The sequence below is a fragment of the Variovorax sp. 01T432 genome (genome assembly GCF_056398605.1).
The window spans coordinates 108,583-124,925 of sequence record NZ_JBFTPS010000002.1; the positions used below are offsets into that span (position 1 = coordinate 108,583).

Sequence of the window (16,343 nt, forward strand, 5' to 3'; positions counted from 1 at the left end):
CAACCAGACAGACACTACTTTGGAGTAGCCTCTCTCATCAGCCAAAAAGACAGCAAGGAGACACTGATGGCCAACCCTCTTTCCCCCGCAGAAGAAGCGTTGCGCGACGCCGCACGGGAATACCACCGATCGCCTGTCAAGGGCAAGATCTCGATCTCCCCCACCAAGCCCCTGCTGAACCAGCGCGATCTTTCGCTGGCCTATTCGCCGGGTGTCGCCTACCCTTGTCTCGACATCCAGGCCGACCCCTCCATGGCCGCCGAATACACCTCGCGCGGCAACCTCGTGGGCGTCGTCACCAACGGCACCGCCGTGCTGGGCCTGGGCAACATCGGCCCGCTCGCCAGCAAGCCCGTGATGGAAGGCAAGGGCTGCCTCTTCAAGAAGTTTGCCGGCATCGACGTCTTCGACATCGAACTCGCCGAGAACGACCCCGACAAGCTCGTCGACATCATCGCCTCGCTCGAACCCACCCTTGGCGGCATCAACCTCGAGGACATCAAGGCGCCCGAATGCTTCTACATCGAGAAGAAGCTGCGCGAGCGCATGAACATCCCCGTGTTCCATGACGACCAGCACGGCACCGCCATCATCTCCGCCGCCGCGCTCATCAACGGCCTCGAACTCGTCGGCAAGAAGATCGAGGACGTGAAGATCGCCGTCTCCGGCGCCGGCGCCGCCGCCATCGCCTGCCTCGACGTCATGGTCGGCCTCGGCGCCAAGCCCGCGAACATCTTCGCCGTCGACTCCAAGGGCCTGATCTACGTCGGCCGCGCCGGCGGCTTCGACGACTCCAAGACACGCTACGCCCAGAAAGACACCGGCGCCCGCACGCTGGCCGACGTCATGAAGGGCGCCGACGTCTTCCTCGGCTGCTCCGCCCCCGGCGTCGTCACGCAGGACATGGTCATGAGCATGGGCAGCCAGCCCATCATCCTCGCGCTGGCCAACCCCGAGCCCGAGATCCGGCCCGAACTCGCCAAGGCCGTGCGGCCCGACTGCATCATCGCCACCGGCCGCTCCGACTACCCGAACCAGGTCAACAACGTCCTGTGCTTCCCCTACATCTTCCGCGGCGCACTGGATTGCGGCGCAAGCAAGATCACCGAGGAGATGAAGCTCGCCTGCGTGCGCGAAATCGCCGAACTCACCAAGGCCGACATCAGCGAAGAGGTGGCCACCGCCTATGCGGGCCAGGAACTCGCCTTCGGTCCCGACTACATCATCCCCAAGCCCTTCGATTCACGCCTGATCCTGCGCATCGCGCCCGCCGTCGCCAAGGCCGCCGCCGCCTCGGGCGTCGCCGCGCGCCCGATCGAAGACCTCGAGGCCTACCGCCAGCACCTCACGCGCTTCGTCTATCAGACCGGCATGTTCATGCGCCCGGTGTTCAGCGCCGCCAAGCTCGCCACCGCCAAGCGCGTGGCCTTCGCCGAAGGCGAGGACGACCGCGTGCTTCGCGCCGCCCAGCTCGCGGTGGACGAAGGCTTCGCCAAGCCGATCCTGGTGGGGCGCCCCGCGGTGATCGAGACGCGCATCAAGAAGGCTGGCCTGCACATCCGCCTGGGCGTCGACGTCGACTGCGTGAACCCCGAGGAAGACCCGCGCTTCCGCACCTACTGGGAGACGTACCACAAGCTCATGGGCCGCCGCGGCATCACGCCCGAAGCCTCGAAGGCCATGGTGCGCCGCTCCAACACCACCATCGCCTCGCTGATGGTCCACCTGGGCGACGCGGATGCCATGCTCTGCGGCCTGGTCGGGCGCTTCGACAGCCACCTGCGCATCCTGAGCAACGTGCTGGGCCTCAAGCGCGGCGCGCCGGGCTTCGCGACGCTCAACGCACTCACGCTGCAGAAATACACTTTGTTCATCGCCGACACCAATGTGCACGAGGACCCGAGCGCGGAGACGCTGGCGAACATCGCCGCCATGGCGGCCGAGGAAGTGCGGCGCTTCGGCCTGCCGCCCAAGGTCGCATTCCTGTCGCATTCCAACTTCGGTTCGTCCGAACGCGCCTCGGCACGCAAGATGCGCCTCGCGCGCGACCTGTTCGCCAAGATGGCACCGGACATCGAGTGCGACGGCGAGATGCACGGCGACTCGGCCCTGTCGGAGGAAGTGCGCATGACCGCCATGCCCGACAGCACCTTGAAGGGCGAAGCCAACCTCCTGATCTGCCCCAACCTCGACGCCGCGAACATCCTGTTCAACGTGCTGAAGATGACCGGCGGCAACGGCGTGACGGTCGGCCCGATCCTGATGGGCACCAACGGCTCGGCCCACATCCTGACGCCCTCCTCGACCGTGCGCCGCGTGGTCAACATGACGGCGCTGGCGGTGGCCAACGCATCGTCTTCCCGCTAGGGCGAGGCGCGCGCTACAGCAGGTCCTCCGGCACCAGCTCGCCGAAGACCTTGTTGTAGACGCGCTGAAGCCAGGTGGACTCCGGCTCCGCGTGGAGCACGACCTCCTTGTCGGCGTCCATCGTGAGCCATTCGATCGAGCCGTCTTCCGCCGACAGGCGCAGCCGGTAGGCGCTCTCGATCTTGCTGATGTTGATGATGCGCAGCATCTCGCGCGCGAGCTGCGGGCTGTCGATCATGATGCCCATCTCGGTGTTCTGCGTGGCCGAGCGCGGGTCGAGGTTGACCGAGCCGATGAACATCCGGCGCCGATCCACCACCGCCGTCTTGGCGTGCAGACGCCCGCGCGAACTGCCCAGCATGCCGAAGCGCGGGGTGTGCGTCGTGCGCGCCGGGCTCAGCTCGTAGAGGTCGATGCCCTCGCGCAGCATCCGCTTGCGGTAGCGCGCATAGCCGCTGTGCACCAGCGGCTCGTCATTGGCGGCCAGCGAATTGGTCAGCAGCGTCACCTTGACGTCGCGCTTGCGCAGCGATTCGAACGCGTCCATGCCCCGGTCGCCGGGCACCAGGTAGGGCGTCGTCAGGACGAGCTCGTGCTCGGTTTCGAGCAGGCGGCTCCAGAAGCGCCTGGTGACGCTGGAGGCGTAGGCGTCATCCCCCGTCGCGGAACGCAGCTTGTCGGGCGGGTCGGCCACCGCGTTGGCCCGCCCCCAGAGCAAGCCGAGCTTGCCCTCGTCGAGTTCCTCCCCGATCGGCCCGTAGCCCAGCATGTCGGTGGAGGGCAGCGCAATCCGGGACCCGGGCCCGTCGAGTCCGACCTCGGCATCGAAGGCGGCCACGGCGGCGGCGCGGTCGAGCCGGGGCCGGACGATCGCGGCGATCGGGTAGACCTCCTCGCTGTTCCAGAAGTCGTCGAAGATGGCGCCGAGCTGCCCGATGACCTTGCCGACGACCACCGCGTCCATGTCCACGAAGTTCTGCGAGGTGTTCAGCGTGAAGTATTCGTCGGCGATGTTGCGTCCCCCGGCCACCGCCATCACGCCGTCGGCGATGAAGAGCTTGTTGTGCATGCGGTGGTTGAGCCGCCGGATGTCGAAGGCCGACGCCACGAAACGCCCGCCCAGGCTCCCGCGCAGGCAGCAGAAGGGATTGAAGAGCCGCACCTCGACGTTGGGCGTGTATTGCAGCGCCAGCAGCAATTGCTCGGTGCCGACGGTGTAGAGATCGTCGACCAGGAGCCGCACGCGCACGCCGCGCTGCGCGGCCTTCTTGAGCGAACGCAGCAGCATGCGGCCCGCGGCGTCGTCCGCGAGCACGTAATACTGCAGGTCGAGGCTGCGCTGGGCGCGGTCGGCGAGCTGGATGCGGGCATCGAGCGAATACACCCCCGTCGGCATCAGCCGGAATCCCGAATGTTCGCCCGGTGGCGTGGAGGCCTCGACGACCCTGGCGAGCGGCGTCGTCGGATCGGGCGCCAGCGACATCGAGTGTTCCATCTGCTTGACCGGCGGCAGGCTGCCGCAGGCGGCAAGCAACAACCCCAGCGCCACCAGCGTCGCGCGGCGGAAGCTGTGGCCCAGGGAACCTTGCAATAACATGCGGAACATCGACTGACCCGGGAGCTGAATATGAGATGGATGACGAAGGGCAGCGTGGCGTGGCCCCTGATCATGCTCGCTGCCGGGCTGGCCGGCACCGCCCGGGCGGCGCTGCCCATCGGGCAAGTGGTGCCGATGTTCAGCGCGCAGGCCGCCCTCGACGGCAAGCCCTTCAGCTACTCGCTCGAGAAGGCGCTGGCGCGCGGACCGGTCATCGTCTATTTCTTCCCCGCGGCCTTCACGGTCGGCTGCTCGCTGGAAGCCCACGCCTTCGCCGAGGCCGTCGACCAGTTCGCGGCCCTTGGCACGACGGTGATCGGCGTGTCGACCGACGACATCGATACGCTGACCCGGTTTTCCAGCCAGGCGTGCCAGGGGAAGTTCCCGGTCGCCTCCGACGACACGGAGGCGATCGTCAAGTCCTTCGACGCCGGGCTGCAGACACGCCCCGGCTACGCCAACCGCATCTCCTATGCGATCGCGCCGGACGGCAAGGTGGCCGCGACGTACCAGAGCCTGAACCCCGACCAGCACGTCGCGAAGATGCTGGCAGCCGCCCGGGAACTCGCGCGGGAGCGGGCCAGGTAAGAGCCTCGCCGCCTGCCGGGTTCGCACCAAGTGCGTGCGGGCACCTTTTTTGCTTGAATCCCGTGCACCCACCCACACGGAATTCGAATGAACAAGCGCCAACTGATCCAGTCCTTCCTCGCCGCATCGGCGCTCTGCTTCGGCCTCGGAGCCGCTCACGCGCAGACGCCGATCAAGTTCCAGCTCGACTGGCGCTTCGAAGGACCGGCCGCGCTCTTCCTTCATCCGGCCGCCAAGGGCTACTTCAAGGACGCCGGCCTGGACGTGAGCATCGACGCGGGCAACGGCTCGGGCGGCACGGTCACGCGCGTGGCCTCGGGCGCCTACGACATGGGCTTCGCCGACCTGGCGGCGCTGATGGAATTCCATGCCAACAACCCCGACGCGCCGAACAAGCCTGTGGCGGTGATGATGGTCTACAACAACACCCCCGCCTCGGTCATGGCGCTGAAGAAGAGCGGCATCACCAAGCCGGCCGACCTGACAGGCAAGAAGCTCGGCGCCCCGGTGTTCGATGCCGGCCGCCGCGCCTTCCCGATCTTCGCCAAGGCCAACAAGCTCGGCGCCGTGAACTGGACGGCGATGGACCCGACGCTGCGCGAGACCATGCTGATCCGCGGCGACATCGACGCCATCACCGGCTTCACCTTCACCTCGCTGCTCAACCTCGAGGCGCGCGGTGCCAAGGCGGCCGACATCGTGGTGCTGGCCTACCCCGACTACGGCGTGAAGCTCTATGGCAACGTGATCATCGCCTCGCCCCGGCTCATCAAGGAGAACCCGGCGGCCGTGAAGGCCTTCCTCACGGCCTTCGCCAAGGGCGCGAAGGAAGTCATCGCCAATCCGGCGGTGGCGATCGAGTCGGTCAAGAAGCGTGACGGCATCATCGACACGGCGCTCGAAACCCGCCGCCTCAAGATGGCGATCGACACCGTCATCGACAGCCCCGACGCCCGCGCCGAGGGCTTCGGCGTCGTCAACGCCGGGCGGCTGTCGCTGATGGCCTCGCAGGTGTCGGATGCCTTCAACACCAAGACGCGCGTGAGCCCGGACGCTGTGTGGACGGCCGCCATGCTGCCCTCCGCGGCCGAACTCAACATCCTTCGCAAGTAAGCGATGGAGGGCACGCAGGACACGGCTCTCACGCCCTTCGTCGACTTCCAGGACGTCTGGCTCGCCTACAACGACGAGCTGCTCGCGCAGAACCACTTCGCGGTCGAGGCGATCGACCTGAAGGTCGGGCGCGGCGAATTCATCGCCATCGTCGGGCCTTCGGGCTGCGGCAAGTCGACCTTCATGAAGCTCGCGACGGGCCTGCGGATGCCGTCGATGGGCAGGATCCGGATCGACGGCCAGCCCGTGAGCGGGCCGCTGAAGATCTCGGGCATGGCCTTCCAGGCGCCTTCGCTGCTGCCGTGGCGCACCACGGTCGACAACGTGCTGCTGCCGCTGGAGATCGTGGAGCCCTACCGCTCCAGCTTCAAGGCGCGGCGCAAGGAATACATCGAGCGCGCGCGCCGGCTGCTGCAGAAGGTGGGCCTCGCCGGCTACGAGGACAAGTTCCCCTGGCAGCTCTCGGGCGGCATGCAGCAGCGCGCGAGCATCTGCCGCGCGCTCATCCACGAGCCCAAGATGCTGTTGCTCGACGAGCCCTTCGGCGCGCTGGACGCCTTCACCCGCGAGGAGCTGTGGTGCATCCTGCGCGACCTCTGGACCGAGCAGCGCTTCAACGTCGTCCTGGTGACGCACGACCTGCGCGAATCGGTGTTCCTGGCCGACACGGTGTACGTGATGAGCAAGAGCCCGGGGCGCTTCGTGGTCAGGCGCGAGATCGACCTGCCGCGCCCGCGCGAGCTGGAGCTGACCTACACCACCGCGTTCACGGACATCGTGCTGGAGCTGCGCGAACACATCGGGGCGATCCGAAGCCATGCCATTTCCGCCGCCGCGCGGCCCGCGGTTCTCGCGCCCTAGGATGCCATGAAGAACAACAGGCAAATCGAACGCTGGTCGCCCTGGCTGCTGCTCGTCGCGGTGGTCGTGCTGTGGCAGATCATCTGCTCCGGCTTCGGCGTCTCGGAGTTCATCTTCCCGAGCCCCTGGCGCATCTGGACGCAGTTCTGGGAATTCAAGGAGATCATCGCCGGCCATGCGTGGCGCACCTTCTGGGTCACGATGGCGGGCTTCGGCCTTGCCATCGTGGTGGGCGTGCTGCTGGGCTTCGTGGTCGGCAGTTCGCGCCTCGCGTACGCGGCGATGTACCCGCTGATGACGGCCTTCAATGCGCTGCCCAAGGCGGCCTTCGTGCCGATCCTGGTGGTGTGGTTCGGCATCGGCGCGGGCCCGGCGATACTCACGGCCTTCCTGATCAGTTTCTTCCCCATCATGGTCAACATCGCGACCGGCCTGGCAACGCTCGAACCCGAGCTGGAGGATGTGCTGCGCGTGCTGGGCGCCAAGCGCTGGGACGTGCTGGTCAAGATCGGCCTGCCGCGCTCCATGCCCTACTTCTACGCCTCGCTCAAGGTCGCGATCACGCTGGCCTTCGTCGGCACCACGGTGTCGGAGATGACGGCGGCGAACGAAGGCATCGGCTACCTGCTGATCTCGGCCGGCTCGGCCATGCAGATGGGCCTGGCCTTCGCGGGGCTGATGGTGGTGGGCGCGATGGCGATGGGCATGTATGAACTGTTCAGCGCGATCGAGAAGCACACGACCGGCTGGGCGCATCGGGGTTCTCAGAATGACTAGCGACCAGATCGTGCGCGCGCTGCGCCGCGCGAACGAAGTGGCCCGGCGCGCGATGGCGATGGGCCGCCATCCCTTCGGGGCCGTGCTGATCGCGCCCGACGGCGAGACGGTGCTCGCCGAGCAGGGCAACATCGACACCGTGCATCACGCCGAGGCCACGCTCGCGCGGACCGCCTCGCTCAATTACCCGGCCGACTATCTCTGGCGCTGCACGCTGGTCACGACCTTCGAGCCCTGCGCGATGTGCGCGGGCACCGCCTACTGGGCCAACATCGGCCGCATCGTCTACGGCGCGGAAGAATCCGCCCTGCTCGCGCTGACCGGCGACCATGCCGAGAACCCGACCCTGAGCCTGCCCTGCCGGGAGGTGTTCGCGCGCGGCCAGAAGGCGATCGAGGTGATCGGGCCGGTGCCCGAGGTGGCGCAGGAGATGATCGCGACCCACCGGGGCTTCTGGGAAGCGCGCTGATCCGGGCAGGCGCGGCAAACTCCTGTCCAATAGCGGCATGGAACAAACGCACGACGTCGAAGACCGACTGAACGAACTGGAGATCAAGGCGAGCTTCACGGAAGACCTGCTCGACCAGTTGAACCTGACGCTCTACAGGCAGCAGCAGCTCATCGACAGCCTGGTGCTGCAGGTCACCCGGCTTCGCCAGCAAAGCCCGGAAGGCGGCAGCGGCGCGGCGCGCAACGCGCGCGACGAGCTGCCGCCCCATTACTAGGGCCCGGCGGCATCGCCACGGACTTGATTAGGCCCGCGCAAAGGCCTATAAGTCGTCCATGGTTTCCTTGTTCGTCCGAGACGGGAAGGAGGGTGCCATGAAACGACGCCTTTACTGGCTGATGCCCGATCTGGCGAGTGCCAGACGCACGATGCATGACCTGCGGGCGGCAGGCATCGATGCCGCGCACGTCCATTTCTACGGACGCGCCGACATGGACCTGAGCGAGCTGCACGCGGCCAGCGTGTGGCAGACCTCGGACCTGGTCCACGCCGGCGAGACCGGCCTCGTGGTCGGCGGCGGCTTCGGCATCGTCGTCGGTCTTGCGACCGCGCTGCTCTTCCCCTTCTCCGGGGAGTTTCCGCCATCCTCTCCGCAGTGGGAAGCCGCCGCCGTGCTGGCCGTCCTGGGCGGCCTGGTCGGCGCCTGGTCCTCCAGCATGATCGGCGTGTCCATCCCGAGCCCCCGGCTGCAGCGCTTCGAGGGCGCGATCGCCCAGGGGCGGCTCCTGCTGATGGTGGACGTGCCGCCCCAGCGCCTGCGGGATGTCGAGGCGCTGCTTCAAACCGCCCACCCGGAAGCCCGGTTCGAAGGCGAAGAGCGCCTGATTCCGGCGCTCCCCTGAAGCGCGCATGAAGGGCGGCTTGCCGATGCCGAGCCCAGAGGCCGCAGATGATCATCGCTGTCGCGCTCGCGCTCATCGTCCTCGGGTCGGTGCTGTTCCATTTCGTCAATCCCTGGTGGACGACACCCCTGGCATCGAACTGGAAGGAGATGGACGACACGCTGACGATCACGCTGGTGATCACGGGCCTGTTCTTCGTCGTCATCAATCTGTTCCTGGTCTACACGCTGCTGCGCTTCCGCCATCGCGAAGGCAGCCGCGCCTCCCATGAGCCCGAGAGCAAGACGCTCGAGCGCTGGCTGATCGGCGCCACCACGGTGGGCATCGCCGCGCTGCTGGCGCCCGGCCTGGTGGTGTACGCGAACTACATCAGGGCGCCGCAGGACGCGCTCGTGCTGGAGGTGCTGGGCCAGCAATGGCAATGGCGCTTCCGCTTTCCCGGCGCCGACGGCAAGCTGGGGGCCACCGACGCGCGCTTCGTCAGCGCGGCCAACCCCTTCGGCATCGACCCCGCCGACCCCGCGGGGCAGGACGACATCCTGATCACGGCCGACGAGGTGCGCCTGCCGCTCGACAAGCCGGTGAAGGTGCTGCTGCGATCCCACGACGTGCTGCACGACTTCTACCTGCCGCCGATGCGCGCGCGCATGAACACGGTGCCCGGGCAGGTCAGCACCTTCTGGTTCACGCCGACCAGGCTGGGGCGCTACGAGGCGCTCTGCGCCCAGCTGTGCGGCGTGGGCCACCCGAACATGCGCGGCTACGTGGCGGTGGTGGACGCGGCGAGCTTCCAGTCGTGGCTGCGCGAGCAGCCGACCTTCGCGACGATGGCGGCCGCCGCCGCGACGCCCGCGCCGGCCGGAGGCGCCGGCGGGCAGGTCGCGCAGGGCCAGGCCCTGGCGCAGTCCAAGGGTTGCGTGGCCTGCCACACCACCGACGGCACGCCGCGCGTGGGGCCGACCTGGAAAGGCCTGTACGGCAAGACCGAGACCATGAGCGACGGCTCCACCGCGCGGGTCGACCAAGCCTACCTGCAGAGCTTCATCCGCGACCCGCAGGCCCGCACGGTGAAGGGCTTCGCGCCCATCATGCCCAAGATCGACTTGAGCGACGACGAACTGGCCGCGCTGGTCGCCTTCATCCAGAGCCTGGGCGCTCCCGCGCCCCCCGCAACCCCCGCGGCCCAGGCCGCACCGGAGCAGCAGAAGGCGCAGCGGTGAGCGCGCGCCACCCCCAAGGAGTGCCATGTCCTACGTTGCCCACGCCGACGACGCCGCCCTTCACGAACCGCACAGCTTCCTGACGCGCTACGTCTGGAGCCAGGACCACAAGGTGATCGCCGTCCAGTACGCCAGCGTCGCCATCGGGGTGGGGCTGGTGGGGCTGGTGCTGTCCAACCTGATGCGGCTGCAGCTGGGATTTCCCGGCCAGTTCGCCTTCATCAACGCCGAGCGCTACTACCAGTTCGTCACCATGCACGGGATGATCATGGTGATCTACCTGCTCACAGCCCTGTTCCTCGGCGGCTTCGGCAACTACATGATTCCGCTGATGGTGGGCGCGCGCGACATGGTGTTCCCCTACCTCAACATGCTGAGCTTCTGGGTCTACCTGCTGTCGGTGGTGGTGCTGATGGCGAGCTTCTTCGTGCCCGGCGGCCCCACCGGCGCGGGCTGGACGCTGTACCCGCCGCAATCGATCCTGCCCGGCACGCCGGGCTACGCGGGCGGCATCGTGCTGATGCTGGTGTCGCTGCTGATCTTCATCGTGGCGACCACCATGGGCGGGCTCAACTACGTCACCACCGTCCTGCAGGCGCGCTGCCAGGGCATGACGCTGCTGCGCATGCCGCTGACCGTGTGGGGCATCTTCGTGGCCACCATCCTCGCGCTGCTGGGCTTTCCGGCCCTGTTCGTCAGCGGCGTGATGCTGCTGCTCGACCGCACGCTGGGCACCAGCTTCTTCATGCCGGCGCTGGTGTCGATGGGCCAGGTGACCGGCTACAAGGGCGGCAGCCCGCTGCTGTTCCAGCACCTGTTCTGGTTCTTCGGCCATCCCGAGGTCTACATCGTGGCGCTGCCGGCCTTCGGCATCGTCTCCGACCTGATCAGCGTGCACGCGCGCAAGAGCATCTTCGGCTACCGGATGATGGTGTGGGCCATCGTGGCCATCGGCGGACTCAGCGTGGTGGTGTGGGCGCACCACATGTTCGTGAGCGGGATGAACCCGTACTTCGGCTTCTTCTTCGCGACCACCACGCTGATCATCGCCGTGCCGACCGCGATCAAGGTCTACAACTGGCTGCTGACGCTGTGGCGCGGCGACATCCACCTGACGGTGCCGATGCTCTTCGCGCTGGCCTTCGTCTGCACCTTCCTGATCGGCGGGCTGACGGGGCTGTTCCTCGGCAACGTGAGCGTGGACATTCCGCTGTCGGGCACCTACTTCGTGGTGGCCCACTTCCACATGGTGATGGGCGTGGCGCCGCTGCTGGTGGTCTTCGGCGGCATCTACCACTGGTTCCCCAAGGTCAGCGGCCGCATGCTGGACGACCGGATCGGGCAGCTGCATTTCTGGATCACCTTCCTGGGCACCTACCTGATCTATTTCCCCATGCACTACCTGGGCGTGCTGGGCATGCCGCGGCGCTACTACAACTTCGAGAACTACCAGTTCATCCCGCCCTCGGCCTTCACGCTGAACACCTTCATCACCGTGGTGGCGCTGATCGTCGGCGCGGCGCAGCTGCTCTTCGTCTACAACCTGGTCTGGAGCGCATTCCGCGGCCCGCGGGCCGACCCCAACCCCTGGCGCGCCGCCTCGCTGGAATGGCAGACACCGGCGACGCCGCCGCGCCACGGCAACTGGGGTCCGCAATTGCCGGTGGTCTATCGCTGGGCCTACGCGTACAGCGTGCCGGGCGCGGCCCAGGACTTCATCCCGCAGAACGCGCCGCCCGAGGCCGGCGGCATCGAGCCCGCGCCGCATGGCGGCGAAGGCGGTGCACGGGGAGCCACGGCATGAACACCAGCGCCGCCCTGCGCGCCACCGGCGCGTCCGGCCGCCTCGGCGACGATCGCGCGAGCGCGGCCAGCATCGGCCTGTGGGTGTTCATCGGCGTGGCCAGCGTCCTGTTCTCGCTCTTCGGCATGGCGTACCTCCTGCGCATGAGCGGCGACGACGCCGTGACGCTCGCGCTGCCCTGGCAGCTCTGGCTCAGCTCCGCCCTGCTGGTGGCCGGCAGCGTGACGCTGCAGCGCGCCGGCGCGGCGGCGCGCGGCGCCAGCGCGGACAGCGCGCGCCGCCTGCTGATGGCCGGCGGCCTCTGCGCCCTCGCCTTCCTCGGCGTGCAGCTGTGGGCCTGGCAGGCGCTGCTGGCCGCGCGGGTGCTGCCGGCCGGCAATCCGGCGGGCAGCTTCTTCTACCTGCTGACGGCCATGCACGGCCTGCACCTGGCGGGCGGCCTCGTCGCCTGGTCGTGGACGGCCCGCGCCGCCTGGCGCCCCGACATCGGCCCGGCGGCGGTCGCCTGGCGCATCGCGCTGTGCGCGCGCTACTGGCACTTCATGCTGGCGGTGTGGCTGCTGCTGTTCGCCACGCTGGGCTGGCTGACGCCGGAAGTGGCACGCTTCATCTGCGGCACGGCCTGAAGGGAGCACGCCATGGACACCACCGCCTCCCTGCCTCTTGCTTCCGCCGGCCCCGCGGCCGCGCCGGCGGGCCTGCGCGGACTGGTCGCCGACTGGTCGTCCGACCGCGAGGCCTTCCACGTGGCGTGGGGCAAGGCGATGATGTGGATCTTCCTGCTGAGCGACACCTTCGTCTTCAGCTGCTTCCTCACCGGCTACATGACGGTGCGGGTGTCGACCACCGCGCCCTGGCCCAACCCGAGCGAGGTGTTCGGGCTGCACGTGGGCGGCGCCGACGTCCCGCTGCTGTTGATCGCGATCATGACCTTCGTGCTCATCAGCAGCAGCGGCACGATGGCCATGGCGGTCAATTTCGCCTACCGGCACGACCGCGTCAACGCCGCCACGCTGATGATCGTGACGGCCACCTGCGGCGAACTCTTCGTCGGCATGCAGGCCTTCGAGTGGTCCAAGCTGATCCTGGATGAAGGCGTGCGGCCCTGGGGCAACCCGATGGGCGCGGCGCAGTTCGGCTCGACCTTCTTCATGATCACCGGCTTCCACGGCCTGCACGTCTCGGCCGGCGTGGTCTACCTGCTGACCGTGGCATTCAAGCTGCTGCGCGGCGACTACGAGAAGAGCGGCAACTACCAGATCGTCGAGATCGCCGGGCTGTACTGGCACTTCGTCGACCTGGTGTGGGTGTTCATCTTTGCGCTGTTCTATCTCTGGTGAGGTGATGACCATGAACCCCGGCACCGGCCAGCAACATCCGATCAGCCTCTACCTCAAGATCTGGGGGCTGCTGTTCGTGCTCAGCACGATGTCGTACCTGGTCGACTACCTGCACCTCCAGGGCTACCTGCGCTGGGGCCTGATCATTCTCTTCATGCTGCTGAAGGCCGGCCTGATCGTCTCGGTCTTCATGCACATGGCCTGGGAGCGGCTGGCGCTGGTCTATGCCATCCTGGTGCCGCCGCTGTGTCTGCTGGTGCTGGTCGGGCTGATGGCGGCGGAAGCCGGGCATACCTTCGTGACGCGGCTGCTGTTCTTCCACTAGCGCCGGGGCGCCCGCGCCCTCAGGCCCAGCCGGTCTCGATCTCCGTCTTGACCTCCGTCATCAGCCGGTGCACCGGGCACTTGCCCGCCACGCGCAGCAGCTCGGCGCGCTGCGCCTCGCTCAGCTCGCCCGTCACGCGCAGCGTGGACCTGAGCCGGTAGGTGCCCTTGCGTTCCTCGCTGTCGTCGCGGTCCACCGTGACCTCGATGTCCTCGACCGGCATGTTCTTGCGCTGGGCGTAGATCAGCATGGTCAATGCCTTGCAGGCGGCGAGCGAGGCATCGTAGAGGTCGTGCGGCGTGGGGCCCGCATCCTTGCCGCCGCCGTCGGGCGAGGCATCGACCGCGAACTCGTGTGCCCGGATCTTGACGATGTGCTTGGTTGCGCCGGTGCTCTCGCGTCGGACCGTGATGCTCATGGAAGTTTCCTTTGTGGAAGGGAGAAAAAAATCAGTCGCCGCCGCCATAGCGCTCGGTGCGGATGAAGGCGGGCGCAATGCCCGCATCCACCAGGCCGCCGGCCACGGCTTCGACGAAGGGGTTGGCGCCGCACACGTAGACGTGGCGCGGCGCATGGCCCCAGCGCGCCAGCAATTCGCGCAACGCCGCCGCGTCCAGGCGGCGGTCGAGGTCGCCGGCACGCCGCGCCGCCTCGCGCGTGGTCACCGCCACGAAGTCGAAGCCCGGTTCGCGCGCCTGCAGCGCCAGCAGTTCGTCGTGGAAGACCAGCTCCCGCGCGGTGCGCGCCGAGCAGACCAGCAGCGCGGGCATCGCCGCGCCCTGCGCGGCCCAGCCGCGCACCATCGCCATCAGCGGCGCGATGCCGGAGCCGCCGGCCACCAGCAGCAAGGGCCCGCCCGCCGCCGCCGACCAGATGAAATGGCCGCCCAGCGGGCCGCGCACCTCGATGGTGTCGCCGACCTGGGCCACGTCATGGAAGAAGGGCGAGACCTCGCCGTCGTCCAGCCGCTCGATGATCAGCTCCAGTTGCGGCGCGCCCGGCGCCGAGGCGATCGAGTAGCTGCGCCTGGCCTCGTAGCCGTCGGGCGCGGTCAGGCGCACGTCGACGTGCTGGCCCGCGATGTGCGGCGCGAGCGGCGCATCCAGGAAGAAGCGCTTGATGCGCGGCGTGGCCTGCTCGATGCGGCTGATGACGGCGTCGCGCCAGGGGCTGGCCGCCCCTGCTGCCGGCGCGCTCACGGGTCGTCCGAGTAGCGCTGCTGGCGCCAGGGGTCGCCGTACATGTGGTAGCCGCGCAGCTCCCAGAAGCCGGCCTCGTCGCGCGCGGTGAAGCGCAGGCCCTTGATCCACTTGGCGCTCTTCCAGAAGTAGAGATGCGGCACCAGGAGCCGCGCCGGGCCGCCGTGCTCGGCCGTGAGCGGGGCGCCGCCGAAGCGCGTGGCGATCATCGCGCGGCCGCCGAGGAGGTCGGCCACCGGCACGTTGGTGTCGTAGTCGTCATGCGAGAGCGCGAACAGGTAGGCCGTGGGCGGCGCGATGCCGGCGGCGGCCAGCAGGTCGTCGATGCTCACGCCTTCCCAGGTGGTGTCGAATTTCGACCAGGTCGTGACGCAATGGATGTCGCCCTGCCAGACCGTGCGCGGCAGCGCCTCGAACTCGGGCCAGCTCCAGCTCGCGAGCGGTCGGGGCCCGTCGCTGAGAGTGAAGCGCCAGGTCGCGAGATCGACGCGCGGCGTCGGGCCCTTGGCGAGCACCGGAAAGTCATCGGTCTCGAACTGGCCCGGCGGCAGGCGCCGGGCAAAAGCTGCCGTCGGGCGGCGGCCGGTGAATCCTCGAGTCGCCATGGGAAAGCTCCTGCGGTTGGGCGAGGATGTTAGCCGCAGATGCGATGGCGCACCGGAGCGGCCATCCGTGCTGAAGGCGCCGCTCGGTCAACCCTCGACACGCGCCGCGCTCGCCAGGCTCCGGGTGCGATGCACCTCCACCTCCCCATGCCTGGCCAGCAGCTGCATCAGGTGCTTGCGGATCAGCATGCCGGTCCGACTCCATCGAGTACTCGACGCCCCGCCGCCGCGTGTCGACCAGCGCGTCGGGGTCCGTCGATTCGAGGATGTCCTTGTCCTCACGCGTGATCTGCTCGTCGAAGTCGATCAGCATCCGGGCCGGGCAGTCCGCCTCGCTGTCGTTGCGGAACAGCCATTGGCACAGCTGCATGCGCCCGTCGTCGATGGGCGTGAAGCAGTTGATGATGATGTGGCGGATGCCCGAGGGGTATTCGATGTCGAGCCGGCGCGAGAAGGGCAGGAAATAGGCGTTGCGCATGTGGCGCGTGGTGATGGGCTCGCTCACCCCGCTGATGGCATGGAACTTCTCCGGGTTCACCGCCTCGATCACGGTCTCCGCATGGAAGCCGCTCTCGTTCTCCACCAGCTCGTACCTGCTCGGCTTCGGGCTCGCGGCCACGCCGAAGGTCGCGCGGTGCACGAAGGAGAAGTGCGAGTTGTCGAAGGAGTTCTCCAGCGCGCGCATCGGGCTGGTTCGCCACTCCTCGTAGAACTGATGGATGGTGCGGTAGGCCGGGTCCGCGAACTCGGGGATCTCCGGGATGCCGCCGATCGGCTCCTCCAGGGCGACCCAGGCGTAGCCGTAGCGCGCGGTGCAGTGGTAGGCGGCCGTGCGGTAGTCGGGCGGGATCGGGCGCCCGGCCTCGTACTGCGGAATGCGCACCACCCGGCCCTCGCGGTCGTAGGTCCAGCCGTGGTAGCCGCACTGGATGGCGCCCTGCCCGCAGGCCTTGCCGTCGGCGTCCACGCACCAGCCCTTGGATAGCCGGGCGGTGCGGTGGCAGCAGCGGTCGCGCAGTGCGGCGGGCCGGCCTTCGGCATCCAGGAAGAGAACGATGTTCTCGCCCAGCAGCGTGAAGGGCCGGGGCCCCTGCTGCAGGTCGGCGAGCGGCATCACGGCATGCCAGAACTTGCGGAACACGGGTTGCTGCGTGACGAGCATGAGAATGACTCCTTCGAAGGCGTGGGGACACGATG

17 protein-coding genes and 1 pseudogene are annotated in these 16,343 nt (G+C 68.1%); 13 read left to right on the forward strand and 5 right to left on the reverse strand.

Annotated features, from left to right (window positions below; genetic code table 11):
- Positions 1-66 precede the first annotated feature (66 nt).
- A complete protein-coding gene (locus tag AC1DNF_RS02140; RefSeq protein WP_478146889.1) occupies positions 67-2,367 on the forward strand; it encodes an NADP-dependent malic enzyme in 2,301 nt (766 codons plus the stop codon).
- 13 nt (positions 2,368-2,380) lie between these two features.
- Here the strand turns inward: AC1DNF_RS02140 and AC1DNF_RS02145 are convergent, their stop codons facing one another.
- Entirely contained in the window at positions 2,381-3,964 is a 1,584-nt protein-coding gene (locus AC1DNF_RS02145) for a phospholipase D-like domain-containing protein (RefSeq protein WP_478146890.1), read from the reverse strand.
- Between the two features lie 30 nt (positions 3,965-3,994).
- On the opposite strand from AC1DNF_RS02145, the gene AC1DNF_RS02150 reads away from it, so the two are divergent.
- The 12 genes from AC1DNF_RS02150 (at position 3,995) to AC1DNF_RS02205 (ending at position 13,342) form a co-directional block, all read left to right on the forward strand.
- A complete protein-coding gene (locus AC1DNF_RS02150; RefSeq protein ID WP_478146891.1) occupies positions 3,995-4,552 on the forward strand; it encodes a peroxiredoxin in 558 nt (185 codons plus the stop codon).
- Between the two features lie 87 nt (positions 4,553-4,639).
- Positions 4,640-5,665 carry an ABC transporter substrate-binding protein gene (locus AC1DNF_RS02155; protein ID WP_478146892.1) on the forward strand — a complete coding sequence of 342 codons (1,026 nt, stop codon included), beginning with the start codon at positions 4,640-4,642 and terminating at the stop codon, positions 5,663-5,665.
- Positions 5,666-5,668: 3 nt separating this feature from the next.
- Entirely contained in the window at positions 5,669-6,526 is an 858-nt protein-coding gene (locus AC1DNF_RS02160) for an ABC transporter ATP-binding protein (RefSeq protein WP_478146893.1), read from the forward strand.
- A 6-nt stretch (positions 6,527-6,532) separates the two neighbouring features.
- Positions 6,533-7,303 (forward strand): ABC transporter permease, encoded by a 771-nt coding sequence (locus AC1DNF_RS02165; protein WP_478146894.1) that lies wholly within the window; start codon positions 6,533-6,535, stop codon positions 7,301-7,303.
- Positions 7,296-7,772, forward strand: a complete 477-nt coding sequence (locus AC1DNF_RS02170) for a nucleoside deaminase (protein WP_478146895.1) — start codon at positions 7,296-7,298, stop codon at positions 7,770-7,772. The genes AC1DNF_RS02165 and AC1DNF_RS02170 overlap by 8 nt, the downstream gene beginning before the upstream one ends.
- A 37-nt stretch (positions 7,773-7,809) precedes the next feature.
- Positions 7,810-8,028 (forward strand): SlyX family protein, encoded by a 219-nt coding sequence (locus AC1DNF_RS02175; RefSeq protein ID WP_478146896.1) that lies wholly within the window; start codon positions 7,810-7,812, stop codon positions 8,026-8,028.
- Positions 8,029-8,125: 97 nt separating this feature from the next.
- Entirely contained in the window at positions 8,126-8,653 is a 528-nt protein-coding gene (locus tag AC1DNF_RS02180) for a DUF1269 domain-containing protein (RefSeq protein ID WP_478146897.1), read from the forward strand.
- Between the two features lie 47 nt (positions 8,654-8,700).
- Entirely contained in the window at positions 8,701-9,873 is a 1,173-nt protein-coding gene (locus AC1DNF_RS02185) for a c-type cytochrome (RefSeq protein WP_478146898.1), read from the forward strand.
- 25 nt (positions 9,874-9,898) lie between these two features.
- Positions 9,899-11,677, forward strand: coding sequence for a cytochrome c oxidase subunit I (gene ctaD / locus AC1DNF_RS02190; protein ID WP_478146899.1), 1,779 nt, complete (start codon positions 9,899-9,901; stop codon positions 11,675-11,677).
- Entirely contained in the window at positions 11,674-12,303 is a 630-nt protein-coding gene (locus AC1DNF_RS02195; protein WP_478146900.1) for a cytochrome c oxidase subunit 3 family protein, read from the forward strand. The genes ctaD and AC1DNF_RS02195 overlap by 4 nt, the downstream gene beginning before the upstream one ends.
- Positions 12,304-12,315: 12 nt before the next feature.
- A complete protein-coding gene (locus AC1DNF_RS02200; RefSeq protein ID WP_478146901.1) occupies positions 12,316-13,017 on the forward strand; it encodes a heme-copper oxidase subunit III family protein in 702 nt (233 codons plus the stop codon).
- A 10-nt stretch (positions 13,018-13,027) separates the two neighbouring features.
- The gene (locus AC1DNF_RS02205) at positions 13,028-13,342 is read left to right on the forward strand and encodes a cytochrome C oxidase subunit IV family protein (RefSeq protein WP_478146902.1); all 315 of its coding nucleotides are present in this window, start codon (positions 13,028-13,030) and stop codon (positions 13,340-13,342) included.
- A gap of 19 nt (positions 13,343-13,361) precedes the next feature.
- Here the strand turns inward: AC1DNF_RS02205 and AC1DNF_RS02210 are convergent, their stop codons facing one another.
- The 4 genes and pseudogenes from AC1DNF_RS02210 to AC1DNF_RS02225 form a co-directional block, all read right to left on the reverse strand.
- Positions 13,362-13,760: an OsmC family protein gene (locus tag AC1DNF_RS02210; RefSeq protein ID WP_478146903.1), complete on the reverse strand. Its 399-nt coding sequence runs from the start codon at positions 13,758-13,760 to the stop codon at positions 13,362-13,364.
- 31 nt (positions 13,761-13,791) lie between these two features.
- A complete protein-coding gene (locus AC1DNF_RS02215; protein ID WP_478146904.1) occupies positions 13,792-14,541 on the reverse strand; it encodes a ferredoxin reductase in 750 nt (249 codons plus the stop codon).
- Positions 14,538-15,146, reverse strand: coding sequence for a sulfite oxidase-like oxidoreductase (locus AC1DNF_RS02220; protein WP_478146905.1), 609 nt, complete (start codon positions 15,144-15,146; stop codon positions 14,538-14,540). Before AC1DNF_RS02220 ends, AC1DNF_RS02215 begins: the two co-directional genes overlap by 4 nt.
- A gap of 87 nt (positions 15,147-15,233) precedes the next feature.
- Positions 15,234-16,308: pseudogene (locus AC1DNF_RS02225) on the reverse strand (aromatic ring-hydroxylating dioxygenase subunit alpha).
- Positions 16,309-16,343: the final 35 nt, after the last annotated feature.

Coding starts and splice junctions, on each gene's coding strand:
- AC1DNF_RS02195 (WP_478146900.1), top strand. CDS start 11,674: ATGAACACCAGCGCCGCCCTGCGCGCCACCGGCGCGTCCGGCCGCCTC.
- AC1DNF_RS02145 (WP_478146890.1), bottom strand. CDS start 3,964: ATGTTATTGCAAGGTTCCCTGGGCCACAGCTTCCGCCGCGCGACGCTG.
- AC1DNF_RS02220 (WP_478146905.1), bottom strand. CDS start 15,146: ATGGCGACTCGAGGATTCACCGGCCGCCGCCCGACGGCAGCTTTTGCC.
- AC1DNF_RS02205 (WP_478146902.1), top strand. CDS start 13,028: ATGAACCCCGGCACCGGCCAGCAACATCCGATCAGCCTCTACCTCAAG.
- AC1DNF_RS02150 (WP_478146891.1), top strand. CDS start 3,995: ATGAGATGGATGACGAAGGGCAGCGTGGCGTGGCCCCTGATCATGCTC.
- AC1DNF_RS02175 (WP_478146896.1), top strand. CDS start 7,810: ATGGAACAAACGCACGACGTCGAAGACCGACTGAACGAACTGGAGATC.
- AC1DNF_RS02165 (WP_478146894.1), top strand. CDS start 6,533: ATGAAGAACAACAGGCAAATCGAACGCTGGTCGCCCTGGCTGCTGCTC.
- AC1DNF_RS02155 (WP_478146892.1), top strand. CDS start 4,640: ATGAACAAGCGCCAACTGATCCAGTCCTTCCTCGCCGCATCGGCGCTC.
- AC1DNF_RS02210 (WP_478146903.1), bottom strand. CDS start 13,760: ATGAGCATCACGGTCCGACGCGAGAGCACCGGCGCAACCAAGCACATC.
- AC1DNF_RS02160 (WP_478146893.1), top strand. CDS start 5,669: ATGGAGGGCACGCAGGACACGGCTCTCACGCCCTTCGTCGACTTCCAG.
- AC1DNF_RS02170 (WP_478146895.1), top strand. CDS start 7,296: ATGACTAGCGACCAGATCGTGCGCGCGCTGCGCCGCGCGAACGAAGTG.
- AC1DNF_RS02180 (WP_478146897.1), top strand. CDS start 8,126: ATGAAACGACGCCTTTACTGGCTGATGCCCGATCTGGCGAGTGCCAGA.
- AC1DNF_RS02185 (WP_478146898.1), top strand. CDS start 8,701: ATGATCATCGCTGTCGCGCTCGCGCTCATCGTCCTCGGGTCGGTGCTG.
- AC1DNF_RS02200 (WP_478146901.1), top strand. CDS start 12,316: ATGGACACCACCGCCTCCCTGCCTCTTGCTTCCGCCGGCCCCGCGGCC.
- AC1DNF_RS02140 (WP_478146889.1), top strand. CDS start 67: ATGGCCAACCCTCTTTCCCCCGCAGAAGAAGCGTTGCGCGACGCCGCA.
- ctaD (WP_478146899.1), top strand. CDS start 9,899: ATGTCCTACGTTGCCCACGCCGACGACGCCGCCCTTCACGAACCGCAC.